The following is a 24,792-nucleotide window of genomic DNA, read 5'->3' on the forward strand; positions in this document are numbered from 1 at the left end:
ACGAAAATTATGAAATATAGAAGATTCGGGCGAACCGATTGGCAAGTAAGTGAAGTAGGATATGGTATGTGGGGCATGGCTGGTTGGACGGCCAGTGATGATGAACAATCAGCAAAATCATTGGATTTGGCCGTTGAAAACGGGGTTAACTTTTTTGATACCGCTTGGGGTTACGGCGAAGGCCATAGTGAAGAATTATTAGGTGAGTTGGTGAAAAGACATCCTTCAAAAAAAATCTATACCGCTAGTAAAATACCGCCTAAGAATTTTCAGTGGCCAGCGAAACCTGAATATGCTTTTGAAGATTCTTATCCGACCGCGCATATTATGGATTATACCCATAAAACCTTGAAGAATTTAGGGTTGGAACAGATAGATCTTATGCAATTTCACACATGGGATGATGTTTGGAGCGATAGAGAAGAGTGGCAACGCGCTATTGAAGATTTAAAGACATCTGGTAAGATTGTCGCAATGGGTATTAGTATGAACCGCTGGGAGCCAGAAAATGGAATTAAAGCATTAAAAACCGGACTCTTAGATGCGGTTCAGGTAATTTATAACATATTTGACCAAGCACCTGTTGATACGCTTTTTCCTTTATGCAAAGAGCTTGATATTGCTACTATAGCACGCGTGCCTTTTGATGAAGGTACATTGACGGGGACAATGACCAAGGAGACTACCTTTCCTGAAGGTGATTGGCGTGGCACTTATTTTGTGCCAGAAAACTTAATTTCTTCTGTAGAACATGCAGATGCACTACGCCCTTTAATACCACAAGGGATGACCATGGCTGAGATGGCACTTCGTTTTATCTTAATGAACGATAATGTCAGCACGACAATACCTGGTATGCGAAAGCAACGTAATGTATTGGCGAATACTGCAACAAGTGATGGAAATGGTTTGTCTGCTGAATTATATGAAGAATTAAAAAAGCACAGATGGGATAGAGTACCTACCTCATGGTCTCAATAATTTCTTTAAATAAATATTTACTTAATTTAAAAACCATAAACCCTTTAGTAGGGTTGATGGTTTTTGGTTATAAAGTGTCGTAAACGATATAAAAAGCAATAGAAACGTGCTTATATTATTTAGCAAATAATTGACCCATATCTTTAAATGCTTTGAATTCTAAAGCATTGCCGGCAGGGTCATAGAAGAACATAGTAGCTTGTTCGCCTACCTTTCCTTTAAAACGTACATACGGTTCAATAACGAACTTTACATTTTTCGATTTTAGCTCTTCAGAAAAGCTTTGAAATGTATCCCAAGGTAATACCACGCCGTAATGAGGTACAGGAACATCATGCCCATCAACAGGGTTATGGTGTATGGTTTCTGATTCTGACTTAGGTTTGTAATGAATTACCAATTGATGCCCGAAGAGATTAAAATCGACCCAATGGTCGCTACTACGACCTTCTTCGCAGTTTAGAATCTCACGATAAAATGTTCTGCATTCTGCCAAATTATGAACCGGTATGGCAATGTGAAATGGAGTTATGTTTTGCATAGTTACTTATTTATAGTATTGCTCATCTAAGAAAGCAATTATTTTATCATTTACTTCATTTTGGTGCATAGAATGCCCAAAACCCTCGGTACTTACCAATTCACTTCCTTTCCAATGTTTATGAACGTCTACAGAAGCATGATAAGGAGTTATCTTGTCTAGTCTGTCATGAAAAAGCAAACCTTTTTTAGAATTGGTCAAAACAAATTTTGAACTCGAAAATTCTTTTGGGGTAAATCCAAATTTAGCATAAAAGTATTCTTCAAGTCCTGTCATTACCTTATTGCTGAAACCTAAAAGATTTTGGTAATGAGTGAAAATTTCATAATATTCTGATGGCGAGCCAACCGTTACAATTTTTTCTATGGATGCATTCGGGTTTTTATACTCGTTATATAGAACGGTCATGCCTCCAACTGAATGGCCAATGACTGCTTTAGGCTGGTATTTTAGTATGATTGCTTGCAAAGCTTCTGCATATAAAGGAACATATAGAAATTTCCCTGTTGAGTATCCATGAGCAGGAGCGTCAAAAGCTATAATGTTATAATTAGCTCTTTGCAATTTTTCAATTAGCTTATGCCATCGCCAAGTATTGCTTTCCCAACCATGCACGAGAAGTACGGTTTCTTTATTTCCTGGCCAGTTGTATAGCTGAATTGAATGCCCCGCCACGTTAATGACTTCAAATTTAGCATCGTCTAAATACTTTTTTTGGTTGGGTAAAACTTTTCCTTTTCGAACGGTACAAAATACTTCGAATGCTTGGCGAGCTATTTTGTTTGGTAGAAACCAAACAAAAATAGTGAAATATAAACCGTAAAGTTTTGGTATGATTTTTTGAAGTAAAACTGGCACTATTTTAACTTTTATAATATGAATGTAAAACTAGTTTTTTTTGGATGATATGATGTAAAAACCAAAAATCAATCCCAACCGATCATCATATATTTCACCTTTGCCTTATCTGGTATTTGTACCTCTTCAATTTTGCTGTTCGCGTTATAACGTAGACTTTCTGGAAGTTCTTTTTTGTCTATTGTAAAATACAGGTCACTATCCTTCAGTAAGACCACCACATTATTCAAAGAGGTTATGATTTTTTTAATGGGGTACTTGTCTTTTATTTCTTTAAAGGTACTCTCTTTAGAGATTCCTTTTTCAGTAACAAATCGGCTGTCATTAATTTGAATATTCTGTATGGTTGCAATACTATCTCTATTTGGTGTAAGGGTAAGTAATAATTGCCCACCTCTTTCGTATATTTTTATTTTACTAGCACCACTGCCAAAATTCAATTTCACGGTATCTTGTACCACAGAGTCTTTTTCAAAAATCAGGTCAATATCCCTAGCCAAGCTTTGTTTGGTTAATTTACCAACTCGATCTCCAGAAATTTGAAAATCATTTTTTTGTTCTCCTGCGCAATTCATAAGTATGCAACAGCTCAACATCAATAAAAATATATAGCTAAACTTCATAATCTATCTCATCACTTTTTTTAATACACCAAGTACACCTCTTATAAATGTAGCACTTGTTAAAACTTTAATTATTGGGTTTTGTCTTGTACTTGCTCTGCTTGACGTTCTTCTGGCGGCTGGTTCGTTTTTTTCTTTTTCCGCTAGCTTCTCTGCATCCTCTATTTTTTCATTAAGAATTTCATATGCACTTTCTCTATCTATAATTTCATTGTACTTCTTAACCAAAGAAGACTTATCGATAACTTCTGCTAATTCTTTATCTGTTAAAACATCCATTCGGCTCATAGGAGCTCTTAATAAAGTAGCTGCAAGTGGTGTAGGTCTACCTTTTTCATCCAATGCCGAAATTAAGGCTTCGCCAATACCTAAAGAGGTCAGTACTTCTTTAGTATCGTAATATTCAGATTCTGGGTAGTTTTCTGCCGTTAATTTTATTGCCTTTCGGTCCCTAGCGGTAAATGCTCTTAATGCATGCTGCACCTTCAAACCTAATTGGGCCAATACATCGTTGGGTACGTCTGTTGGGTTCTGAGTCACGAAATAAAGACCGATACCCTTTGACCGTATCAATTTAACAATACTTTCAATTTGGTCTAACAATGCATTCGAAGCTTCCTTGAAAATAAGATGCGCTTCATCAATAAATAATATCAATTCTGGTTGGTCGCTATCACCTTGCTCTGGGAAAGTGGCATAAATCTCAGCCAATAAACTAAGCATGAAAGTGGAAAACAATTTAGGTCTATCTTGTAAGTCGGTCAACCTTAAGATATTGATATAACCCCTTCCTTTTTCGTCAATTCGAGTTAGGTCGTTGACATCAAAAGATTTTTCCCCGAAGAACAATTCGGCACCTTGCTGTTCAAGTTCTATGATTTTTCTTAGTATGGTGCCTGTTGAACTGGTAGATATTCTACCGTACTCTTTGGTAAATTCTGCTTTACCAGCACCTGTAGCGTATTGTAGAACTTTTTTAAAATCCTTTAAATCTAATAAGGGCATTTTTTGGTCATCGCAGTATTTGAAAACTACGGCAACAATACCTTCTTGAGTTTCTGATAGGTCTAGGATACGGGATAAAAGAATTGGTCCGAACTCAGAGACTGTGGCTCTAAGTTTAACACCATCCTGTTCTGATAAAGAAAGTATTTCAACAGGGAAACTGCTTGCTTCAAAAGGGATGCCGATTTTTGCATGACGCTCGTCTATTTTAGCATGGCCCGCACTCGGTTGTGCTAATCCACTTAAATCTCCTTTCAAATCCATTAAAAGTACAGGGATTCCTTTTTGTGATAAATTTTCGGCCAAAACCTGTAATGTTTTGGTTTTACCCGTACCTGTAGCCCCAGCAATTAGACCATGCCGGTTCAGCGTTTTTAATGGAATTTTTACTAAAGCATCTTTTACAGCTTCGCCATTTAGCATGGCTGCACCCATAATTATATAATCACCTTTCGTAGCATATCCCTCTTCAATATGCTTAAAAAAATCTTCGGTACCGGCCATTTTATAAATTTTGCATAAAAATAGGGGATTTTTAAACAAACGAAAAGTCAAGGACGGCCTTAAATACTAGTTAGTTTTCAACAGTTGAAGAGCAATGAAGAATAGGTTATGCCGTGTTCATTCTGAGGTCTACACACCAAGAAAATTAGGAAGTAAAACGTATCTTTGCCAGATGAAAAATGTGGAGGTACTTGAGAAAGTGAATCAAGGAGTGTTTTTACCCTTAATGGAAGAATTCTACACCATACAGGGCGAGGGTTTTCATAAGGGAACTGCAGCTTACTTTATTAGAGTTGGCGGCTGTGATGTAGGTTGTCATTGGTGCGATGTAAAGGAGAGTTGGAATGCTGAAACGCACCCACCTACCGATATTGAGAATATTGTTGCCAATGCGGCTAAATATTCAGATACTATCGTAGTAACTGGTGGTGAGCCATTAATGTGGAATATGAACCCATTAACGAGTGCATTAAAAGAAAAGGGATTAAAAACACATATTGAAACTTCGGGGGCTTATGCCTTAACGGGAGAATGGGATTGGATCTGTCTTTCTCCTAAGAAAAATAAATTACCTGAAGGCCGAATTTACGATGAAGCTCATGAGCTGAAAGTGATTGTGTTCAATAAACATGATTTAATTTTTGCAGAAGAACAAGCTGCAAAAACAAACACTAACTGCATATTATATTTACAGCCAGAATGGAGTGTACGAGATAAGGTTGTTCCTATGATTGTAGATTACGTGATGAAAAATCCGAAATGGAAAGTATCATTACAAACCCATAAGTATTTAAATATCCCTTAAATCAAAAAAACCATGCAATTGCATGGTTTTTTTGATTTACATGAATTCGTTATTAACGACCGCCATTGGCCCGAATATCTAAAATACATTCTGGGTCAAGACTTACTACGGCAGCATTTGATTTTGCAGTCGTATGTTGTAAAAGTTTCAAAACACTATTTCCAGATAGGGCACAACCTGCTTTCATGCCAGCTTCATATTGTGCAATTGAATTTGCTCGAATAGATTTTCCCGATGAACCGCCAAATAGTAATTCTGCACGCATAAGGCATCCGATTTGATTGCAATGATTGTCCCCAACTAATGCTCCATCACTATCTTCAGATTGAGATTCATGGTCGTTTACCATATCAGTACCTAAATCTACCAAGCCAAAAAGGTGGCCGAACTCATGGTTCAACGTAGTCGTTTCTACATCTGCAACACTAATTGAATTGCTTCTAGCTGCTAACTGCTTTACGGTAACTTCATGAATAATCATAGATGTATTACGATAAACGGCCCCTAATGTTACTAGACCACCTTCTAGGTCGTCGCCTTCTGCAGGGGCGTCTGCAAAATAAATATAGATAGCTAACGTGCTGCCAGAGTTATAGGCAGTTCTGTTTTTGGTTTCTAAATCTGCAATTTCTTGAAGGGTAAGTTCATCTTCAACAGGGCTAGAAAGTTCTTTGTATACAAGTTTTATATCTGTCTTAAAAGTATGTTCTTTAAGATAATCCATAAATTGGGTCATTGCTGACTCTGTGGGTTTGAACCCGGTTACATAGGCAATCTCGATTACTATTTTATCAAAATTTTCGTTCGATAGAATATCGTTCGCAGAATCTCCTGTAGCCAATAAGTTCGCTTTTTTGTCGATTTCTGAAATTGTAGTATCCTCTTCAGAATCAGATGAACTTTTCGAACAGGAAACGAAGCAAACAATTAGCACTATGAGTAATAAGCTTTTTAATATATTCATATTCTTGGTTTGTCTGATAGGATAACGAAAAAATAGATCAGCTATTATTTAGCGTGGGTCAATCTTGCTAAATAGTCGTAATGTTCGCCTTCCATTACAAGTTCGCAGGTTAAATTACTATAATTTGCCGCTCGCTGTAATGTGTTGTAATCTACATATAGCCAAGGGAATGTTTCGCTTTTTTTATTTTTGTACTCCATGCTGAAACTCACCTCACCATAATAGTTTACATCTTCAGGAATCCAATAGCCACCATCTTCATCATTTTCGAACATATAAATAATATCGCTAGAGTCTAAGAGAATTTGCCCATCCGTTTTAAGTAATGATTTCAATTTTTCGAAGAATTTTTCTAAGCAATGTAGTGTGCCGGCTAAGCCAACCCCGTTCATTAAAATTAAGATAGTATCGAATGTTTTTCCTTCAAAGTTTAAAAAATTCTCATTGATAGTGTTTTTAAGACCTCTTTGTTTACTTACTTCTATTGCGCCTGGTGAAGAGTCTAAACTGGTGACCGAAAGACCTTTATTTTGCAAATACAGACTATGGCTACCCGCACCACAACCAACATCTAAGATTTCTCCTTGGCAAATTTTTAAAGCTTTTTGTTCCAATTTGGGCATGTCTTTGAACGACCTGAACATATAGGGTAGGGGTATTTGGTCTTCCTCATCTAATGAAGAATAGGTAATGATATCTTCACTGTAATTACCTTGCTGATAGTCTAAAAGTGCGGTTCCTAATATATCTTCTTTCAAATTCGTATTATTTCTATATGCAAAAATCTTTCTTTTTGGAACTACTTTCCTAGTTTTGGGTCATAAATTTAGATTATGGATGAGGTTTTGCGTCAATTACCCAAGAAAGCTAAGGAAAAACATAGCGAAAACAAGAAGTTCTTCGCAAAACTGAAAAAGAAAACTCCAAAGAACTTAGATTATATAATGCAAGAGTTGCATGAGGCAGAATTTAAACGAACGGACTGTCTTACCTGTGCCAATTGCTGTAAAACCACGGGGCCTCTTTTTACAAATGCCGATGTTGAGCGAATCTCCAAGTCGTTTCGAATGAAGCCTCAAAAGTTTATTGATACGTATTTACGGATTGATGAAGAAAATGATTTTGTACTGCAACAAGTACCTTGCACGTTTTTAGGTGCCGATAATTACTGCTCTATTTATGATGTTCGCCCTAAGGCTTGTCGAGAATTTCCGCATACCGACCGGAAAAAATTTCAGCAAATAAGTAATCTTACCTTGAAAAATGTTGAGATATGTCCTGCGGCTTATACTATAGTAGAGGAGATGAAAAAGTTGATGAAGTAACTTGTTGATGGGTGTAAGATTGAATTAAAAGAGTAAAGATTTGGATGTATAAAGATGATATCATCAATGACGCTATTTAAATGTTGTAAGTAATTAGAAAAATGAAAGGAAATACACATTGCAAGTCGAAATAAAAAATCCAAGAATCAGATGTTACAAATGCATGAGGCCTTTAAGCACATGTATTTGTAAACACCTTAGTGCTTTCAAGACTAAAACTCGTTTTATTATTCTTATGCACCCGAAAGAGTACAAAAAGGAAAAGAACGGAACAGGGTATATGACTAATCTTCAACTTGAAAATTCAGAAATTATAGTTGGTGTCGATTTCAGCAATAATGATCGTGTAAATGAAATATTGACCAATGAGAAAAGTTGTTCTTTCTTACTTTACCCGGGAAAAGATAATTTTAACCTATCCAAAAGAAAAGACTCGGAAATGAATTCTTTTATGGGTAAAACTCCTCATATCTTCCTTCTCGATGGTACATGGCCTTGTGCCCGTAAAATGCTTAAACTAAGTAAGAACTTGCAAAAATTAAAAAGAGTGAGCTTTGATAATAGTATAGAATCAAAATTTATGATCAAGCAGCAGCCAGAATCTCTTTGTCTCAGTACTATTGAGTCAGTCTATACGGTCTTAAATTTACTTAAGAAAGGTGGGGTAGAAGAATGCGAGACGAAGGACTTTCTTTCTCCTTTTGAAAAAATGATCGAGCATCAACTCGAATATATTCTAAACCCAAATAGTAAAAACTATTGTTCAACTGCGAACAGAGAGATTCTTCCCAAGAAGATGTATAGGAATAATACGGAAAGAAATATTGTTTTTGAACTAGAATAGATGGAATTACTGAATCAATACCGAATAAATCAAGTATTATGAAAACTGGTTGTAACACCACGTATATAGCCCGAAAGAAGTTTCAACAAATAGGTGATCTCATACTAAAAAATGTAGCCATTTGCCTTGCGGCTTATACTATAGTTGAGGAGATGAAAAAGTTAATCAAGTAGTTTTGTTTAATTCTTGCTAATTTTAAGATTATTAACTTGGATACATAAACAAGATATCATTAATGATGTTATTCATTTGTTAGCAACAATTTTGAAAAGGTTAAGCATGTGAAGATAGACGAAGCATTACTTAAAAAAATGTCAGAAGGTATTTTGAGGTTTGGTGCGGTTTCGGAAGTAGGATTCAAGAAACTAGCTGATTTTGGTTGGTATGTAGATGCTCACATCTCTTTAGGATATAGCACTAGTTTGATGGAAAAGGCAATGGAGGGTGATGTGGAGTTTTTAAACAATTTCTTTATTGATTATTACCAAAAAGCTATTAAACAAAGAATAAGTAGTTTTAAGTTAAAGCATAATGCGAGATTGGATATTATAAAAGAAGCTATTGATTGCCATAATGAAAAGAAGTACTATGCCTCAACAATTCTATTCTTATCCCAGGCAGATGGCATGTGTGGTGGTTATTTGTTCAAAGGTGGGAATAGAAAACAAGAATTAAAGAAATATCTAGCAACTTCCGAATATGGGAGTTTTTTCTTGTTGCTACTTAATTCTATAAATCAGAAAAGTGCTATAGATTCATTTTATCCAGAAGAATCAGGTGATTATGAAAGTGACTTAAATAGGCATGGAGTAATTCACGGTTACAATACTAGTTTTGGAACCAAAGAGAATAGCCTTAAGGCATTTTCTTTACTCTGTTTTGTAAATGATTTTGTAGACCGATATTAAAAACTGTTGCCAACAACACCTCTAATAAAAACCCTTCGTCCATTTCAAACTTAAATCGATAACCATTATTTTTACTACATGGAACAAATCATATCTTATTTCGAAACCATACCAGCTGTACATCGTTCTTTAATATTGGTAGGCGGAATAACGTTCTTTTGGATATTAGAAGGTATTGTACCGTTGTTTAATGGGGGCTATGACAAATGGAAGCATTCCTTGCCTAATTTCTTTTTTACATTGACTACTATCGTTATTAATTTTCCATTGGCATTTTTGCTCTTAAAAACATCTGATTGGGCAGTTATCAATGATTTTGGTATCATAAATTGGTTGCCAACAATGCCCTTATGGGCTTATGTTTTTTTAGGTGTCGCCCTATTAGACTTAATTGGCGCTTACACGGCACATTTAGTAGAACACAAAGTAAAACCGTTGTGGATGGTACATTTGGTGCATCATACCGACCATAATGTCGATACGACCACAGCGAATCGACATCATCCGTTAGAGAGTGTCATTCGTTATGTTTTTACATTGCTTGGGGTATTTATTGTTGGTGCTCCTATCGGCATCATTATGTTATATCAAAGCCTGTCTGTAGTGCTTTCCCAATTTAATCATGCGAATATCAAGCTACCAAAAGGGGTAGATAAAGCATTGAGCTATGTGTTGATTTCACCAGATATGCATAAAGTACATCACCATTATGTATTGCCCTATACAGACAGTAATTACGGTAATATTTTCTCGTGGTGGGACCGTTTGTTTGGAACCTTCATGCATTTAGATAGAGATAAAATCATCTATGGTGTTGATACCTTCCCAGACGAGGTTGCAAATGGAAAAATTAGTTCATTGCTGAAGTATCCGTTTGCGGGCTATCGTAAACCTACAACTGATATTACCGAAGATTAATTTCTAATAAAGCAGATATTTCGCTCTAATTTTTTTAAATCTGTCTAAGTCTGGCTGCCATGATGCTTTGATTTCAGCATCTGAATTACCTGCTTCAATTTGTTTTTGCAACTTCTCGGTACCAGCGTGTTTCGTAAAACCACTCGTGAGAAAGAATTTACTTTTGTCTGTGGTATGGGTATAGGCATCAATAATATAATCCATCGTTACCTCATTCATTCGTTGTGTTTTACCTAAATCTTTTCCGTAACATAATTTACCTTCTTCCTTTGGGTGTTTAGAACCAAAATTCGGCTCAGGCGTATAGGTGAAATTATAGGCCATGCTGTCTAAAAAAGAAGCTCCGTAGCGTTGAAACTGAAACTCTGTTCCGCGACCAGCATTCACATTTGTACCTTCAAAAAGACCAAGGCTAGGATAAAGTGTTATAGAGATGTCATTTGGTAAATTCGGTGAAGGCCGTATGGGCAAACTATAAAAACTAGTATGGGTCCAGTTTTCTAAAGGTATAACTGTTAAATCTACTTTTGTACTATTTTCTAGCCATCCTTCTTCATTGATCATGGTAGCATACTCACCAATCGTCATACCATAAACTAAAGGAATTTTGGTCATTCCTAAAAACGAAGTATGTGCAGCTTCCATCGTTGGTCCGTCAACATAATGCCCGTTGGGGTTGGGCCGGTCTAAAACCATCACAGCAATTCCTTTTTCAGCGCATGCTTCCATTACCAATTGCATGGTCGCTATAAAGGTGTAGAAGCGAACACCAACATCTTGTATGTCAAAAAGCACTACATCCAAATCTTCCAATTGCTCTTGACTAGGTTTTCTGTTCTTACCATATAAAGAAATAAGGGGTAGTCCTGTTTTAGTATCAGTACTGTTTTTTACATGTTCACCGGCATCGGCCTGACCTCTAAAACCATGCTCAGGAGCAAAGACTTTCTTGATGTTCACATTTAAAGAAAGCAACGAATCGACTAAGTGTGTATGGCCTTCATTATTAAATATAACGCTGGTTTGATTAGCTACAATCCCTATTTTCTTCCCTTTTAATAAAGGTAGGTAGGCATTGGTTCTATTGGCAGCAACAATTATTTCTTTTGTTGCTTTCTCAATTTGTGGTTCAGAAGGTGGCGGTGTTGTAGAGGCTATCTTTTCAGTTTGGTTTCCGCAGGTGGCCAATACCAAAAACCATAATAAAACTGTACTTTTGAAATTGGATAAAAATAACATCATTTGAATCTAGAATATTTTATCGCCAAACGGCTTATAAAGGGTAAGGAGCATAAAATTAGTATATCCGCACCAATAATAAAAATAGCAATTGCCGCAATTGCTATTGGTGTAATCATGATGTTAATTGCCATTGCTACAGGACTTGGGTTAAAGGAGAAGATTCGAGAAAAAATCACCGCCTTTAACGGTCATGTTCAAATCTACAATTACGATAATAATAATTCGGAAGTCTCTGTCGTGCCAGTTAGTACCGAACAGGATTTTTATCCTGAATTCAAAAGTGTTGATGGTGTTGTTCATATACAGGCCGTAGCAACCAAGGCGGGTATCATTAGAACAGAAGAAACTTTTGAGGGCATTATCGCCAAAGGTGTTGGCACAGACTATAATTGGGCGCCATTTAAAGAATTTTTGATTGATGGGGTTTTGCCTGATTATAATGGGGAATTGAATTCTGATGTGTTGATATCGAAGATAATGGCAAACCGGTTGAACCTTAAAGTAGGCGATTCTTTCTTCACCTTTTTTTTGAGGGATGATGCAGCCGATAAAATTCCCAACCAAAGAAAATTTACAATTACCGGAATTTATGATAGCGGTTTCGAAGAAATTGACGGACTCTATATTTTTATTGACATACGGCACATACAACGTATGAACAAATGGAAAGATACCGAGGTTGGTAATTTTGAAATTTTCTTGAACAGTTTTGATGATATTGATGAAAAGAGCAATGAAATTTATGGAGAAACGGTAGCTAGCTTAGATACCAAATCAATTAAGGATAAGTATTATAAAATTTTTGAATGGATAGGGCTTTTCGATTTTAATATTGCTTTGATTATTGGAATTATGATTATCGTTGGTGGTATTAATATGATTACGGCTTTGCTCGTTTTAATTTTAGAACGCACCCCTATGATTGGCATTTTAAAAGCCTTAGGTATGCCAAATTGGAGTATTCGTAAGGTATTTTTATATAATGCCGCATATCTTATTGGAGTAGGTCTTTTCTGGGGTAACCTCATTGGACTCGGGTTCATTTTTGTACAGGAAAAATTTAAAATCTTCAAGTTTCCAAACCCAAAGGAATATTACATCGAATATATTCCTGTAAGTATAGATTTGTGGACGATTCTTCTTTTAAATATTGGGGTTTTATTGCTATGCCTATTAATGCTGTTGATTCCATCATATATCATTACAAGAATAACTCCGGTGAAAGCGATTCGATTCGAATAGTGTCTTTTTAATAGCTAAATCTATTTTTAATCTTTCATTAACCCCCTTTTTGGTAAATTTGAGGTAAAACACATTAGATGCGTCAAAAATTAGTACTTACCCAAATTTTTCTGTTGTTCATGGTCATTGCAAATGCCCAGAAACTTACTAAAAACGAAAAAAAAATTGTTAAAAATATTGAGCAGAATAGTGCCGAAGCAATTTCCTTTTTAGAAAAAGTCGTAAATATCAACAGCGGTACCTTAAACCTAAAAGGAATAGAAAAAGTAGGTAAAGAATTTGCAACCGCTTTTGAAGAAATAGGATTCGAAAGTACGTGGATACCGATGCCGGAAGAAATGAATAGGGCCGGACATTTATTTGCTGAAATTAAAGGTTCTAAAGGCAAGAAATTATTGCTCATCGGTCATTTAGATACGGTTTTTGAAGAGGATAGTCCGTTCCAGACTTTCGAAATGGTCAATGATTCTATAGCACATGCACCTGGGGGCAATGATATGAAAGGTGGTGACGTAATCGTACTTTATGCTTTGAAGGCCTTGAAAGAAAACGGACTTTTAAAAGATGCCCAAATTATTGTTGCTTTTACCGGTGATGAAGAAAGTACGGGTAACCCTTTAGAAGAAAGTAGAAAAGATTTAATTGCCGCGGCCAAAAGAAGCGATATAGCTTTAGGTTTTGAAACTTCAACCGGCTTCAATTATGCTACTGTGGCGCGTAGAGGTTCATCTGATTGGAAAGTGGTAGTGGAAGGCAAAAGAGCACACTCCTCAGGTATATTTAGCGAAAATACCGGTGCAGGGGCCATATTTGAAATGTCACGGATTTTAAACGGATTTTATACCGATGTTAGAGGTGAAGATTTATTGACCTTTAATCCGGGTACTTTGCTCGGTGGTACTTTTGTGGAGTTTGATGAAATGACAAGTAAAGGCACTGTTTTTGGTAAAACAAATGTGGTTGCCCAAAAAGCCGAGGTTCGTGGCGGACTCCGTTTTATATCCGAAGAACAAAAAGAACGTGCACGTGATAAAATGAGAGAAGTGGTTTCGAATAATTTACCGCATACCACTGCTACGGTAACTTTTGAAGATAGTTACCCTGCCATGCAGCCTACAAAAGGAAATGAAGAACTATTGGCTAAATTAAATACCGTAAGTCTTGATCTAAACCAAGGTGAAGTTATTGCATATGATCCCGGTAAGCGAGGTGCGGCCGACACCTCTTTCGTTGCAGAATATGTAGATTGTTTAGATGGTTTAGGTACTATGGGGAATGCGGCCCATACACCTGAAGAAACGGTTAATTTGAATACCATTGAAGCACTTACCAAAAGAACGGCACTATTAATTTACAGATTGATAAATGAGTAATATAACAACCCTTAAGGTCGGAAATCAAATAGTAACCATTGAAGACGGAGAACTTATAGGTTATACCGTTTCTGGTCATGAATTTATGCACCAAAAAGGGAATCCTGGTTGGCGAAGTGTCGATACCGAAATGTTTCCAATCATTGGCCCAACAAACGAAGCTGGGTTTAAGGTTAGTACACCAAAAGGCGATGCTACCCAAGACCAACATGGTTTGCTTCGAGAAATGAAATATACGGTTACTGAAAGTACCGCAAGTGAAGCTGTTTTTGCTAAAAAATACAGCGCAAATACAGAGATTTTGAATTCTAAATATCCTGCAAAATCAACAGCTGAAAAGCTTAGCTGGCCATATGATTTTGAATTTAATAAGACATTCGAGCTAAAGGATAAGGAGTTGGTAATAACCTTTACCATTTCTGGTGACGAAGGTATGCCGTTTATGCTGGGATATCATCCTGCATTTATGCTTCATTCTAAAAACCCGATAATTTCAGTCGGCGATAAAGAAATTTCAATTGATGAGGTGATGGCAGTAGGCAGTAGGGCATTGCAAGTGCCTAACACGAATGTTATTAGCTTAAGTGATGAGAAAAAATTACAAATTTCAACGGAAGGTTTTAAACATTTTATGCTTTGGACCGAAGTGCCAAATATGGTTTGTATAGAGCCTATAACTTTCTATCCTTATGCAGTAAAACAGAAAAATTTAGCTGACGGTTTTATGCACTTAACCAATAAACCGAGCAAATTTAAAGTAGGGTTGAAACCAATGTAGTTCTTAGCTTATCTAAAATGCCTGAAAAATGTGTTACGATATAAAAGCCAGTTTAGAGGCACAATTAAAGCGAGCGAAAAGAAATCAAGATTTAAAGGCGATTGAAGAGATTCTTGAAAAATTAGTTCCCCTTACTGATTTACCGCTACACCATGCCTCTGGATTTTCGCATCCTGAGGTATTGATTTATACCAATGAAGACCCATTTTATCCAATTGTGGCCACTTGGGGCCTCATACCACATTGGGTTAAAAGCGTTGAACAGCAAAAGAAAATTTGGAACAATACTTTAAATGCCAGGGTAGAAACCATTTTTGAAAAACCAGCATTTAAAGACGCTGCAACTGAGAAAAGATGTATTCTTTATGTTGACGGATTTTATGAACATCACCATTATAAAAATCAAGTATATCCGTTTTTTATCCAACGAAAAAATAAGGAACCATTAGCACTTGCCGCTCTCTGGTCTGAATGGATCAATCCCGATGATGGGGGTACTATTACATCTTTTTCCATCGTTACCACAAAAGGGAATACAATGATGTCTAAAATTCACAACAATCCAAAGTTGAATGAACCCCGAATGCCATTAATGCTTTCTGATGCTATGGAAGAGCAATGGCTTACATCATCAAGGGATTTTGAAAATAAAATAAAGGAATTGTTGAGTGACGATACCGATGTAGTTTTGAATGCGTACACCGTAGGTAAACTACGGGGTAAAAATTACATCGGTAACGTAGTATCGGTTTCAGATGAAGTCGTATACAAAGAATTGGAAGCCGAAGAATTAAATTTGTAATCATTGGGTACAGAGAGTTTTTACCCGACCGCGTTCGACAACGATTAAAAAGGTAAAGGAAAAAGATGATGGGCGGCCTCAACTTTATGGTAAATGGTAAAATGTGTTTAGGAATTCTTTCCGATAAAAAAAGTGAAGAGCATAAGGTAATGGTGCGAGTTGAAAAATTAAATTATAAAGAATTATTGAAACGACCTGGTAGTGAACCAATGGATTTCTTTGGTAAACCCATGCGCGGATTCTTATTTATAGGCGCAGATGGTTTTGATAGCGAAGATGAATTAGATTTTTGGGTAGAAAATTTTTAGAATTTAATAGACTTTTGAACCCGTAAAGTAATGGTCGTAAATACATCTTCGAATGCTCCTTGAAATGATTAAATTTACCATGTGAGGAATTTGTTGCCATTTTTGGATTGGGTATCTACCTATAAAAAAGCCTATTTTATTAAAGATTTACTGGCAGGCTTAACTGTAGGTATTGTTTTGGTTCCACAAGGTATGGCGTATGCCATGATTGCAGGGCTTCCTCCTGTTCACGGATTATATGCAGCATTGTTTCCTGTACTTACATATGCATTTTTAGGTACTTCACGAAATATAGCAGTGGGCCCAGTTGCCATGGACTCATTATTGGTCGCAGTAGGTTTAGGTACTTTGGCAATTACAGGAGTAGAGAATTATATAAAAATGGTGGTTGTATTAGCCCTTATGGTGGGTGCTATACAATTATTGTTGGGTATTCTTCGTATGGGTTTTTTGGTTAATTTCTTGTCCAAACCCGTAATTAGTGGGTTTACTTCTGCCGCAGCAATCATTATTATTCTAAGTCAGTTAAAACACCTTCTTGGTATTTCAGTAGAAAATAGCAATAAAATCTACGAGACAGTACTTAATATTTTTTATAAGTTAAGTGAAATAAATTTGTTCGATTTTGGTCTGGGTATCGTCGGTATTGGACTATTGATAGGTCTTAAAAAATGGAATAAAAATATTCCGGGTATTTTAATAATAGTAGTCTTGGGCATACTGGCAGTGTATGTTTTTCAGATGGAAACGTTTGGAATTAAGTTGGTAGGTAATGTCCCAAAAGGATTTCCTTCGATTGTAATACCTACGTTGAATTTAGAGGACATAAGGCAATTATGGCCTATTGCAGTTGCCCTAGCTCTTGTGGGATATCTAGAAGCGATATCAATTGGTAAAGCCTTGGAAGATAAAAGTGGTGAAGAAACGATACAGGCCAATCAAGAATTAATAGCCTTGGGTACCTCTAATATTGTCGGTTCTTTATTTCAAGGGTATCCGGTTACTGCTAGTTTTTCAAGGTCGGCTATTAGTTATGATGCTGGTACAAAAACTAATTTATCTGGTATGTTCAGTGTTTTATTGGTCGTACTTACATTACTGTTTTTGACGCCCTTGTTTCAATATTTACCAAATGCTATTTTGGCTAGTATCATTATGGTTTCGGTAGTAAATCTGGTCGATATAAAGTATTGCAAACACCTGTGGAATAATAGAAAAGATGAATTTTTTGTGTTGATGATTACATTTTTTGTAACCCTGTTTATGGGAATTACTCAAGGTATTTTAATAGGGGTTTTATGTTCATTATTACTCATGGTATATAGAACATCTAAACCACATTTTGTTGAGATAGGTAATATTGGAAATTCCGACTATTACAAGAATGTGATCCGATTTGCAGATGAGGTTGTCGTTAGAAATGATTTATTGATAGTACGTTTCGATTCACAATTATATTTCGGTAATTCAGGATATTTTAAGAAGGAGCTTTTAAAGCATATGAAAGCAAAAGGCCCTAATTTAAAAGGAATTATTCTTAATGCAGAATCTATAAATTATATAGATGCTACGGCAGCAGATATGTTAACCAAGCTCATTCATGATATTCGTGAAAGAGGTATTCAATTTTATATTGCGGGTGCAATAGGGCCAACCCGAGATATTATATTTAATACTGGAATTATTAAAGAATTACAACGAGAGTTTTTATTCGTAAAAACGAAAGAGGCGGTAGATTTTTTTGATAATCCGAATGAAATTTCACTGTTAGCGGCCAAAGTGGCCTATGAAAACAGTAAAATGGCAAAAACAAAATTATAATCAAATTGATTACACCTCGTGTTTTGAAGGTTGAGAATCAAGTGGTATATTGATAAATATTAGTGAATTATGAATATAGAACAAATATATACAGGGTGTTTGGCTCAGGGAGCTTATTATATTGAGAGCGATGGGGAAGTAGCTATTATAGATCCCTTACGTGAGGTTACTCCTTATTTGAAAAGAGCTAAGAACGACAAGGCAAAAATTAAGTATATTTTCGAAACTCATTTTCATGCCGACTTTGTAAGTGGTCATGTTACTCTTTCAAAAGAAACTGGGGCTCCAATAATTTTTGGACCAACCGCAAACCCTTCTTTTGATGCTATTATCGCAAAAGATGGTCAAGAGTTTAAATTAGGTAAGGTTACTTTTAAGGTATTACATACTCCGGGTCATACTATGGAAAGTACCACATATTTATTAAAGGATGAAAAAGGAAAAGACCATGCGATATTTTCTGGCGACACCCTGTTTTTAGGTGATGTAGGTAGACCCGATTTAGCACAAAAAGCTGCCGACATGACACAAGAACAATTGGCCGGCACCTTATTCGATAGCTTGCGTACTAAAATTATGCCTTTATCAGATGATGTCATTGTATACCCAGCGCACGGTGCAGGTTCTGCTTGTGGTAAAAATATGATGAAAGAAACGGTCGATACATTGGGTAATCAAAAGAAGATGAACTATGCTTTAAGGGCAGATATGACCAAAGAAGAGTTTGTAAAAGAAGTTACAGACGGTTTATTGCCTCCGCCAAAGTATTTTCCATTAAATGTAAAGATGAATAAGGAAGGCTACGAGGATATTGAAATGGTTTTAGACCGTGGTACCAAAGGTCTTTCACCTGAAGAATTCGAATTAATAGCGAATGAATCGGAAGCCTTGGTATTGGATGTTAGACATCAAGATGAATTTGTAAAAGGCCATATTCCAAGATCAATTTTTATTGGTTTAAATGGGGATTTCGCACCGTGGGTAGGTGCGTTAATTGCTGATACCAAGCAACCATTATTGTTGGTGATACCAGAGGGTATGGAAGAAGAGGCCGTAACTAGATTGTCTAGGGTAGGGTTCGATGCATCTATAGGATATTTAAAAGGTGGTATCGAAGCTTGGAAAGCAGCAGGTAAAGAAATCGATGAAATCACTTCTATAAGTGCTGAAGAGGCTAAGAAGATGATAGACGGTAATGCTATTAAGGTTTTTGACGTACGTAAGAAAGGTGAGTTCAAGAGTGAACATGTTTTAGATGCTGAAAGCACACCTTTAAGTGAACTGAATAAACATTTAGCAGAATACCCTGAGAAGGAAGATTTTTTAGTGCATTGCGCAGGTGGTTATAGATCAGTTATTGCATCATCCATTTTAAAAAGTCGTGGTATTCATAATTTAATAGATGTAAAAGGTGGTTTTGGTGCGCTTAAACAAGAAGGTGTTCGTACAACAGATTATGTTTGTCCAACAACATTATAAAATGGAGAGGTAGGATTTTTTGTTTTCAAATAATAAAATGTCCTAGTATAAATAGTATTAATTCCTTTAATTAGGATTTAAATTGTGGCGATGTTTAAAAATTTTATTGAGCGTATTGGCCTAATGAATGTTATAATGCTCTTGGGCGTTATTTCTATAATAATTGTATCTGAATTTCTTTTCTTATCTGGAAAGAAATTGGATGCAATCTTTATTGCATTTTGGGCACCAACTATTCTAGGTTTTATGAACTATCTCAAATATAAAAAGTAGTGGAATTTGTTCTAATTTATTCAATTTTCATTTCCATAGTCTTTATGCTGTGGTTGCTTTTTGTAATTAGGATGTACAAGAAAATGAAAGACTAATTCAATCAAAGTTTTCTGACTAAAGAGAGAAAATTGCATTCGGATTTTTTCGAATATAGCTTTCAACAATTCTTTGTGTTTCTAGCGTATTTTTCTGTGGTATAATATAGTTTTCTAGGTCTTCTATATGTTCTATGGGAGTTTCTTTTGGTACGAAGCCGTAACCTGCGTAACTATTTTCTTGAATAATAACAAAGGCATTCTCTTCGCCATTTCGGCCCTTTGTTTTTATAACTAAATCTGATTGAATCTCTTTTAAACTTTGTAAGGCCTCTTGTACCCGTTCATTATACGTATTCACTAAGTCTGTGTCAGAGCATATGCCAATGCATTGTTTAATCTTGTAATGAGAGCAGCTTGTGACATTTTCTTGAAGGTGACAATATTTTGGGCAAAGTTCAAAGGTGTTGCATAACGCTTCTAAATACTGCCTGGCTTCCGTTGGACTGTAACATATGGCAAGAGCATTAGGTGTCATTTTTATTTTATTGAAGGCTAAATGAATAATACCGTTACGATCTTCATAGCTGAAAATACCATATTGCTGAATAGTCCTTTTTTGTGCACTATTATATTTAGGATAATGGTGCTTGATCTCAGCAGATTCTTTCAATAAAGCGATTAACTCATTTCCAGTTTCTTCAAAGTCTAAAGAGGCCGTTTCTGAACAAAGAGTAATTTCTTTTGTTTTCTTATCATAAAAATGGCCTAAAACCCTTTTTTTAATGTTAATGGCCTTTCCTACATAAATAATCTTTCCCTTTTCATTTTTAAAATAATACACGCCAGGGGTTGTCGGTAGTTTATCGTACTCCTCTTTAGGTAATGCAGGTGGTAACGTTGCTTCTTGTGATTTTGAGTTTAAGAATAATTTGAAAACACTTTCTGCATTTTCAGACCTTAAAAGTTTATGAAACAATAATACAGTAGCATGGGCATCACCTCTAGCTCTATGGCGATCGGTTAAAGGAATACCTAAAGCTGCAGTTAATTTACCTAAGCTGTATGAATTATAACCTGGCAGTAACTTCCTTGAAAGACGCACAGTACAGAGTTTTTTTCTTGAAAATTCACGACCAAGTTGTTTAAACTCGTTTTTGATGACGTTATAATCGAAGTTTACACTATGCGCCACGAAAATCGTGTCCTTTGTAATTGCTTCAATTTCTGGTATAATGTCTTCTAGTACAGGTGCATTGCGCACCATGTTATTGTCGATGCCCGTAAGGCTTGTGATGAAAGAAGATATTTCACATTCTGGATTTACCAATGAGGTATATTCTTCCACAACCTCATGACCATCATATTTAAATATGGAAATCTCGGTTATTTTGTTGCCCTTTATACCGTTCCCGGTAGTCTCTATATCTATGATGGTATACAATTACGATAAGAAATTAGATAGGTAAAGTTAGCGAATTTGAAAGAAATTTTTGATGAAGTAGCTACTATGTATTTTAAAGACAATTGAAAATTTCAATGTTTTTTCTAAATTTTCGAATGTAAGTCGTAGACGGTTTTATAGGTTAATTTTCTGGTATTGTATTTAAATGTAAGATGTAATGTACAATACTTGGAAAAGCCTTATAGCCTAATTTGTAAGATGGTAATTCAACGATTAGCCAAATGATACGGGCAATTATACCGAACAACGATTTTGCTTGCATCATATCGATAGAACCCAAAATTGTTAAACTTAGGCCTTAGTTTTAACGTGAGGAAAGATCAGGTGTCTTTTTTTGTCCCAAATATTACGAGTTCATTAATTTAAAATTAGAACCAACATAAACCAATTTTCATATGAATCTCAATGGTGATTTTTATGAAAGGCTAATTAAATATTAAATGGATTCAATCCAAGAGATGGTGTATAGTTTACCTTTCTTAACTATTACTTCAGCAATTCTTGCTTATCTAATGGCAACAAGGTTCAACCTTTATCCTGTTATTATTTACGTTTCTAAGACAAAAAAATTAATGGATGAACCTGAGGAAAGAGGGGTTCACGCCAGTAAAGTGCCTAATCTCGGTGGTATGGGTTTATTCATTACGTTCTCATTAACACTTTTGCTATTCGTACCTTTTTTAAAAAATACAGTTTCAGATTTAAGTAATTTACTTTCCTTACTCTCGGCAACCATCATATTATTGTTTTTAGGTATTAAGGATGATTTAGTTCTTATGACGCCTAAAAAGAAATTAGTAATTCAATTAATTGCTGTTTCTATGGTATGTGTGCTTCAAGATGTTAGAATCACCGATTTTCATGGCTTATTGGGTATAGGTGAATTGCCGTACTTTGTTTCGATACTGTTTACAATTTTTGTTTTTGTTTTAGTTATTAATTCCGTTAATCTAATAGATGGTATTGATGGTTTGGCTGCTTCTATTTCAATTTTGGCTAGCCTTGGTTTTGGATTCGCTTTTTTTATGTCGAATAATTTCATGATGACCATACTTTCTGCGGTTTTAATAGGTTCATTGCTGGGTTTTTTAAAGTATAATTTTTCCAATGACAGTAAAATTTTTATGGGCGACTGTGGTTCTTTAATTGTTGGATTCTTATTGGCTTATCAGGGAATAAAGTTTCTGAATATTAATCCAGAAAATGTTCAGTTTTATAATTCAAATAATTCCGCCATATTACTATTAGCAATTTTATCTTATCCATTGTTCGATTTACTTCGTGTTTTTGTTGTTCGAATGATGCAAAAGAAAAGTCCTTTTGTTGCAGATAGTAATCATATTCATCATCGATTATTGCGACTTGGTCTTAATCATAAGCAAGCTACATTTTTACTTTTCGTGAGTAATCTTACCTTGATAGTTATTACTTTTTTTACAAATGATTTACAGATTAATTTAAGCTTAATTGTAACAGTCTGTTTTGGGAGCTTGCTATATCTTCTTCCTTTTTTAGGTGTTTTTGAAGAATTTGAAGAAAAAGAAATAGTTGCTAAGGTGCCTAAAACAGAACGGAATTTATTTTCGAATACTAATTTAAATTCCAAAGTTCCATCATCAGAAAATGAAGTTGAAGAAAGTGTTATTAAGTTAATCAACCTCGAAAAATCAAATAAGGTTAAATCCATTTTTGAAACACAGAACAAAAATCTAACTTCTAAAAGAGTTCAAGAAATAGAAACTTGGACAAGTAAAAAAAAGAGTTCCGTAAGTGGTGATGCTAGTAAGATATAATGAGACCCTTTAAGAGGTGTTTTGAAAGTGGTTGTTTTAAATTTTTATCGCTCCATTTTAAATAATACCCTACTTTGAACCACTCGTTGGTTATTAATGGAATATCATAATTCTCTATACGCCAAACTGGTTGTCTTGGTCCAATATCTCCTTGAATCTAAGGGGTGCCTCTAATATCTGTAGCCATTAAGGCAATCATTCTAAAGCCGTCTTTGTAAGAAGTGTAATTCTTAGTTTTATATTTCCAAATGGCACGCCATATATCCTTACCTTTTAATGAAACAGCATCAGTTTTCATCCAATAGGCATATATAGAGCCCATCAGGATTTTCTTTGATATTGTTTATTTGATAAGGTGTCTGTGTTACCTGAACGTCATAATTTACACATTGAAATAAGGTAGTGGTCTCCTTTCCGTTCCATCCTATAATTTCTTCTAAATAATTGCCTATTGCTGGTCCGCCACCATCATTAACGATATATGTGCCACTTGGCTCTTTATCGTTGATAGAAAACCCTAGTATCTAAGGAGGCCAAGAAAAACCGGTTTCCGTATCGGTGCCGGTAATGTATTGGTAATTGTATTTGTTTTTGGAAAAATGTACACCTTAAAAACCTGAGCTAAAAATTAATTTAGCAAGATTAGTTTGTGGTGTTAAGTCGATGAATGAAAGAGGTAAGCCTTCTGTTACATTAGCTGCAACATCAGCCTTTCCTACTTTTTTTTCACTTCGTTGGTAGTACTAGTACTCACTAAGGCAACATTTTGTAGGTTGTTGTCTTGAGTAGTATTTAATTGAACTTGTAGGTTGGCATCACGTATTACATACTCTGATATTAAATCATGGTCCTTACCACAAGAAGATAAACTTAAAAGAAAAATAATGGATGCTAGGGGGACGAAAAAGGTTCTAGATAATTTAAATGCCATGAAAAGAATAATAAAATTTTATGGTGAAATACTAACGCATTTCGAAAATATTTAAACTTTATCCATTAACGATGAAAAGTTCATTTTATTCGATGAAATGCACTAAAAAAGTTATTAGAGCTAATTGTTGATAACATTTTCGCGAAATCGGATAAGCATATTGACTTATGTCGTACGCCAATTGAATAGCTAAAAATACTTTAAAAGGGGGTAGTCATAGCGTACAACTGTGTTACTTTCTTTAGGGTTTTCAACTATAGATTTATGTATAGCTGTTACCAACAATATAAATTTATATCATGTAGAATATTAGCTTAAAAGAAACACTGAGTTAAAGTAGCCTTAAAGTTTAGGTAAACTTGAATCAAATAAATGAACCCATCTTTGCGGTAAGTTTAAATAAGTTTGAGTTAGTTGAACAACCGGTACATTTCTCTTAATGTGTCGGTTTTTTAGTATGCTCACTTTGGAGTTAGAGAAGCGGGCAACGAAATTGAAGAAAAATTAAGTAGGTGGTATTGTTCTAAAGATTCACCTTTATTTCGTTGATTCTATAAATCTGAATTCTTAAGAAATTTTGAAAAATTTGAACGATCTTTTCCTGATGTTCCTCCGGAATACGACCACCAATTATCCAATTTTTTTGAATATGCTTGGTACTTTTCTCATCAAATTCCTCCAATAAGCATTGTAGCGCTTCTTGGCGCGTTTCATCGTTCATTTTACTGAACATCTGTTTTATATTTTCGGTCATGGTCGGTAATGGTCGGAATCAAAAATAAATAAAAAAGAGTTTTAAAATACTATTAGTTATCGATAGATATCACCAAGAATTAAACAATCTAATAATTACTTGACCTTTACGTAAATACAAAGTCATTTTAAGAATTAAAATTTGCAGATGATACTTTTGTGATTAGGTTTGATACTATCGAATGTATTGTTCGCGAAATAGGTCCTTTTTAAAGCTGATT

25 protein-coding genes are annotated in these 24,792 nt (G+C 35.3%); 14 read left to right on the forward strand and 11 right to left on the reverse strand.

Annotated elements, in window-relative coordinates; genetic code table 11:
* Positions 1-9 precede the first annotated feature (9 nt).
* Positions 10-981: an aldo/keto reductase gene (locus BMY56_RS07350; protein WP_091622077.1), complete on the forward strand. Its 972-nt coding sequence runs from the start codon at positions 10-12 to the stop codon at positions 979-981.
* A 115-nt stretch (positions 982-1,096) separates the two neighbouring features.
* Here the strand turns inward: BMY56_RS07350 and BMY56_RS07355 are convergent, their stop codons facing one another.
* From BMY56_RS07355 to BMY56_RS07370, 4 genes are all read right to left on the reverse strand, one after another.
* Positions 1,097-1,522 carry a VOC family protein gene (locus BMY56_RS07355; RefSeq protein ID WP_091622080.1) on the reverse strand — a complete coding sequence of 142 codons (426 nt, stop codon included), beginning with the start codon at positions 1,520-1,522 and terminating at the stop codon, positions 1,097-1,099.
* A gap of 6 nt (positions 1,523-1,528) precedes the next feature.
* The gene (locus BMY56_RS07360; RefSeq protein WP_091622082.1) at positions 1,529-2,380 is read right to left on the reverse strand and encodes an alpha/beta fold hydrolase; all 852 of its coding nucleotides are present in this window, start codon (positions 2,378-2,380) and stop codon (positions 1,529-1,531) included.
* Positions 2,381-2,448: 68 nt separating this feature from the next.
* Entirely contained in the window at positions 2,449-2,955 is a 507-nt protein-coding gene (locus BMY56_RS07365) for a hypothetical protein (RefSeq protein WP_245737168.1), read from the reverse strand.
* A 51-nt stretch (positions 2,956-3,006) separates the two neighbouring features.
* Positions 3,007-4,512 (reverse strand): helicase HerA-like domain-containing protein, encoded by a 1,506-nt coding sequence (locus BMY56_RS07370; RefSeq protein ID WP_091622089.1) that lies wholly within the window; start codon positions 4,510-4,512, stop codon positions 3,007-3,009.
* A gap of 172 nt (positions 4,513-4,684) precedes the next feature.
* On the opposite strand from BMY56_RS07370, the gene BMY56_RS07375 reads away from it, so the two are divergent.
* The gene (locus tag BMY56_RS07375) at positions 4,685-5,317 is read left to right on the forward strand and encodes a 7-carboxy-7-deazaguanine synthase QueE (protein WP_091622092.1); all 633 of its coding nucleotides are present in this window, start codon (positions 4,685-4,687) and stop codon (positions 5,315-5,317) included.
* Positions 5,318-5,369: 52 nt separating this feature from the next.
* On the opposite strand, the gene BMY56_RS07380 is transcribed toward BMY56_RS07375, so the two are convergent.
* Together BMY56_RS07380 and BMY56_RS07385 are read right to left on the reverse strand one after the other, a co-directional pair.
* The gene (locus BMY56_RS07380) at positions 5,370-6,281 is read right to left on the reverse strand and encodes a hypothetical protein (protein ID WP_091622095.1); all 912 of its coding nucleotides are present in this window, start codon (positions 6,279-6,281) and stop codon (positions 5,370-5,372) included.
* 44 nt (positions 6,282-6,325) lie between these two features.
* On the reverse strand, positions 6,326-7,039 hold the full coding sequence (locus BMY56_RS07385) for a class I SAM-dependent methyltransferase (RefSeq protein WP_091622098.1): 714 nt from the start codon (positions 7,037-7,039) through the stop codon (positions 6,326-6,328).
* A gap of 75 nt (positions 7,040-7,114) precedes the next feature.
* On the opposite strand from BMY56_RS07385, the gene BMY56_RS07390 reads away from it, so the two are divergent.
* The 4 genes from BMY56_RS07390 to BMY56_RS07410 all read left to right on the forward strand — a co-directional run bounded on the left by BMY56_RS07390 (position 7,115) and on the right by BMY56_RS07410 (position 10,276).
* A complete protein-coding gene (locus BMY56_RS07390) occupies positions 7,115-7,606 on the forward strand; it encodes a YkgJ family cysteine cluster protein (RefSeq protein ID WP_091622102.1) in 492 nt (163 codons plus the stop codon).
* Between the two features lie 118 nt (positions 7,607-7,724).
* Positions 7,725-8,450: a tRNA-uridine aminocarboxypropyltransferase gene (locus BMY56_RS07395; protein ID WP_262493779.1), complete on the forward strand. Its 726-nt coding sequence runs from the start codon at positions 7,725-7,727 to the stop codon at positions 8,448-8,450.
* A gap of 281 nt (positions 8,451-8,731) precedes the next feature.
* The gene (locus BMY56_RS07405; protein WP_091622107.1) at positions 8,732-9,358 is read left to right on the forward strand and encodes a hypothetical protein; all 627 of its coding nucleotides are present in this window, start codon (positions 8,732-8,734) and stop codon (positions 9,356-9,358) included.
* Between the two features lie 78 nt (positions 9,359-9,436).
* Complete coding sequence (locus tag BMY56_RS07410; RefSeq protein ID WP_091622108.1) at positions 9,437-10,276, forward strand: sterol desaturase family protein; 840 nt, start codon at positions 9,437-9,439, stop codon at positions 10,274-10,276.
* Positions 10,277-10,279: 3 nt separating this feature from the next.
* Here BMY56_RS07410 and BMY56_RS07415 read toward each other — a convergent pair whose 3' ends face one another.
* Complete coding sequence (locus BMY56_RS07415; RefSeq protein WP_091623198.1) at positions 10,280-11,515, reverse strand: exo-beta-N-acetylmuramidase NamZ family protein; 1,236 nt, start codon at positions 11,513-11,515, stop codon at positions 10,280-10,282.
* A 3-nt stretch (positions 11,516-11,518) separates the two neighbouring features.
* Here BMY56_RS07415 and BMY56_RS07420 point away from each other — a divergent pair, with 3 nt between their 5' ends.
* The 7 genes from BMY56_RS07420 (at position 11,519) to BMY56_RS07450 (ending at position 19,321) form a co-directional block, all read left to right on the forward strand.
* On the forward strand, positions 11,519-12,760 hold the full coding sequence (locus BMY56_RS07420; RefSeq protein ID WP_091622111.1) for an ABC transporter permease: 1,242 nt from the start codon (positions 11,519-11,521) through the stop codon (positions 12,758-12,760).
* Positions 12,761-12,837: 77 nt separating this feature from the next.
* Positions 12,838-14,133 (forward strand): M20/M25/M40 family metallo-hydrolase, encoded by a 1,296-nt coding sequence (locus tag BMY56_RS07425; RefSeq protein WP_091622113.1) that lies wholly within the window; start codon positions 12,838-12,840, stop codon positions 14,131-14,133.
* On the forward strand, positions 14,126-14,911 hold the full coding sequence (locus BMY56_RS07430) for an aldose 1-epimerase (protein ID WP_091622116.1): 786 nt from the start codon (positions 14,126-14,128) through the stop codon (positions 14,909-14,911). Before BMY56_RS07425 ends, BMY56_RS07430 begins: the two co-directional genes overlap by 8 nt.
* A 28-nt stretch (positions 14,912-14,939) precedes the next feature.
* The gene (locus tag BMY56_RS07435) at positions 14,940-15,713 is read left to right on the forward strand and encodes an SOS response-associated peptidase (protein WP_091622119.1); all 774 of its coding nucleotides are present in this window, start codon (positions 14,940-14,942) and stop codon (positions 15,711-15,713) included.
* A 65-nt stretch (positions 15,714-15,778) separates the two neighbouring features.
* Complete coding sequence (locus BMY56_RS07440) at positions 15,779-16,021, forward strand: TfoX/Sxy family protein (protein ID WP_091622123.1); 243 nt, start codon at positions 15,779-15,781, stop codon at positions 16,019-16,021.
* 81 nt (positions 16,022-16,102) lie between these two features.
* Positions 16,103-17,842: a SulP family inorganic anion transporter gene (locus BMY56_RS07445; RefSeq protein ID WP_091622125.1), complete on the forward strand. Its 1,740-nt coding sequence runs from the start codon at positions 16,103-16,105 to the stop codon at positions 17,840-17,842.
* A 69-nt stretch (positions 17,843-17,911) separates the two neighbouring features.
* Positions 17,912-19,321, forward strand: a complete 1,410-nt coding sequence (locus tag BMY56_RS07450) for an MBL fold metallo-hydrolase (RefSeq protein ID WP_091622128.1) — start codon at positions 17,912-17,914, stop codon at positions 19,319-19,321.
* A gap of 387 nt (positions 19,322-19,708) precedes the next feature.
* On the opposite strand, the gene BMY56_RS07460 is transcribed toward BMY56_RS07450, so the two are convergent.
* Entirely contained in the window at positions 19,709-21,073 is a 1,365-nt protein-coding gene (locus BMY56_RS07460; RefSeq protein WP_091622133.1) for an exonuclease domain-containing protein, read from the reverse strand.
* 461 nt (positions 21,074-21,534) lie between these two features.
* Here BMY56_RS07460 and BMY56_RS07465 point away from each other — a divergent pair, with 461 nt between their 5' ends.
* Positions 21,535-22,887 (forward strand): MraY family glycosyltransferase, encoded by a 1,353-nt coding sequence (locus tag BMY56_RS07465; protein WP_091622136.1) that lies wholly within the window; start codon positions 21,535-21,537, stop codon positions 22,885-22,887.
* A gap of 157 nt (positions 22,888-23,044) precedes the next feature.
* Here the strand turns inward: BMY56_RS07465 and BMY56_RS18615 are convergent, their stop codons facing one another.
* The 3 genes from BMY56_RS18615 to BMY56_RS07475 form a co-directional block, all read right to left on the reverse strand.
* Complete coding sequence (locus tag BMY56_RS18615) at positions 23,045-23,209, reverse strand: hypothetical protein (protein ID WP_177170937.1); 165 nt, start codon at positions 23,207-23,209, stop codon at positions 23,045-23,047.
* Positions 23,210-23,602: 393 nt separating this feature from the next.
* On the reverse strand, positions 23,603-23,818 hold the full coding sequence (locus BMY56_RS07470; protein WP_091622139.1) for a hypothetical protein: 216 nt from the start codon (positions 23,816-23,818) through the stop codon (positions 23,603-23,605).
* A 523-nt stretch (positions 23,819-24,341) separates the two neighbouring features.
* The gene (locus BMY56_RS07475; protein ID WP_218144556.1) at positions 24,342-24,551 is read right to left on the reverse strand and encodes a hypothetical protein; all 210 of its coding nucleotides are present in this window, start codon (positions 24,549-24,551) and stop codon (positions 24,342-24,344) included.
* Positions 24,552-24,792 lie beyond the last annotated feature (241 nt).

It is taken from the genome of Maribacter orientalis (assembly GCF_900109345.1).
GTDB classification, from domain to species: Bacteria; Bacteroidota; Bacteroidia; order Flavobacteriales; family Flavobacteriaceae; genus Maribacter; species Maribacter orientalis.

Excerpts from the sequence above, each read along its gene's own strand:
- BMY56_RS07350 (WP_091622077.1), top strand. The coding sequence starts at position 10 with ATGAAATATAGAAGATTCGGGCGAACCGATTGGCAAGTAAGTGAAGTA.
- BMY56_RS07355 (WP_091622080.1), bottom strand. The coding sequence starts at position 1,522 with ATGCAAAACATAACTCCATTTCACATTGCCATACCGGTTCATAATTTG.
- BMY56_RS07365 (WP_245737168.1), bottom strand. The coding sequence starts at position 2,955 with ATGAATTGCGCAGGAGAACAAAAAAATGATTTTCAAATTTCTGGAGAT.
- BMY56_RS07370 (WP_091622089.1), bottom strand. The coding sequence starts at position 4,512 with ATGGCCGGTACCGAAGATTTTTTTAAGCATATTGAAGAGGGATATGCT.
- BMY56_RS07375 (WP_091622092.1), top strand. The coding sequence starts at position 4,685 with ATGAAAAATGTGGAGGTACTTGAGAAAGTGAATCAAGGAGTGTTTTTA.
- BMY56_RS07380 (WP_091622095.1), bottom strand. The coding sequence starts at position 6,281 with ATGAATATATTAAAAAGCTTATTACTCATAGTGCTAATTGTTTGCTTC.
- BMY56_RS07390 (WP_091622102.1), top strand. The coding sequence starts at position 7,115 with ATGGATGAGGTTTTGCGTCAATTACCCAAGAAAGCTAAGGAAAAACAT.
- BMY56_RS07410 (WP_091622108.1), top strand. The coding sequence starts at position 9,437 with ATGGAACAAATCATATCTTATTTCGAAACCATACCAGCTGTACATCGT.
- BMY56_RS07415 (WP_091623198.1), bottom strand. The coding sequence starts at position 11,515 with ATGTTATTTTTATCCAATTTCAAAAGTACAGTTTTATTATGGTTTTTG.
- BMY56_RS07425 (WP_091622113.1), top strand. The coding sequence starts at position 12,838 with ATGCGTCAAAAATTAGTACTTACCCAAATTTTTCTGTTGTTCATGGTC.
- BMY56_RS07430 (WP_091622116.1), top strand. The coding sequence starts at position 14,126 with ATGAGTAATATAACAACCCTTAAGGTCGGAAATCAAATAGTAACCATT.
- BMY56_RS07435 (WP_091622119.1), top strand. The coding sequence starts at position 14,940 with ATGTGTTACGATATAAAAGCCAGTTTAGAGGCACAATTAAAGCGAGCG.
- BMY56_RS07440 (WP_091622123.1), top strand. The coding sequence starts at position 15,779 with ATGATGGGCGGCCTCAACTTTATGGTAAATGGTAAAATGTGTTTAGGA.
- BMY56_RS07450 (WP_091622128.1), top strand. The coding sequence starts at position 17,912 with ATGAATATAGAACAAATATATACAGGGTGTTTGGCTCAGGGAGCTTAT.
- BMY56_RS07465 (WP_091622136.1), top strand. The coding sequence starts at position 21,535 with ATGGATTCAATCCAAGAGATGGTGTATAGTTTACCTTTCTTAACTATT.
- BMY56_RS18615 (WP_177170937.1), bottom strand. The coding sequence starts at position 23,209 with ATGGGCTCTATATATGCCTATTGGATGAAAACTGATGCTGTTTCATTA.
- BMY56_RS07470 (WP_091622139.1), bottom strand. The coding sequence starts at position 23,818 with ATGGCATTTAAATTATCTAGAACCTTTTTCGTCCCCCTAGCATCCATT.
- BMY56_RS07475 (WP_218144556.1), bottom strand. The coding sequence starts at position 24,551 with ATGTTCAGTAAAATGAACGATGAAACGCGCCAAGAAGCGCTACAATGC.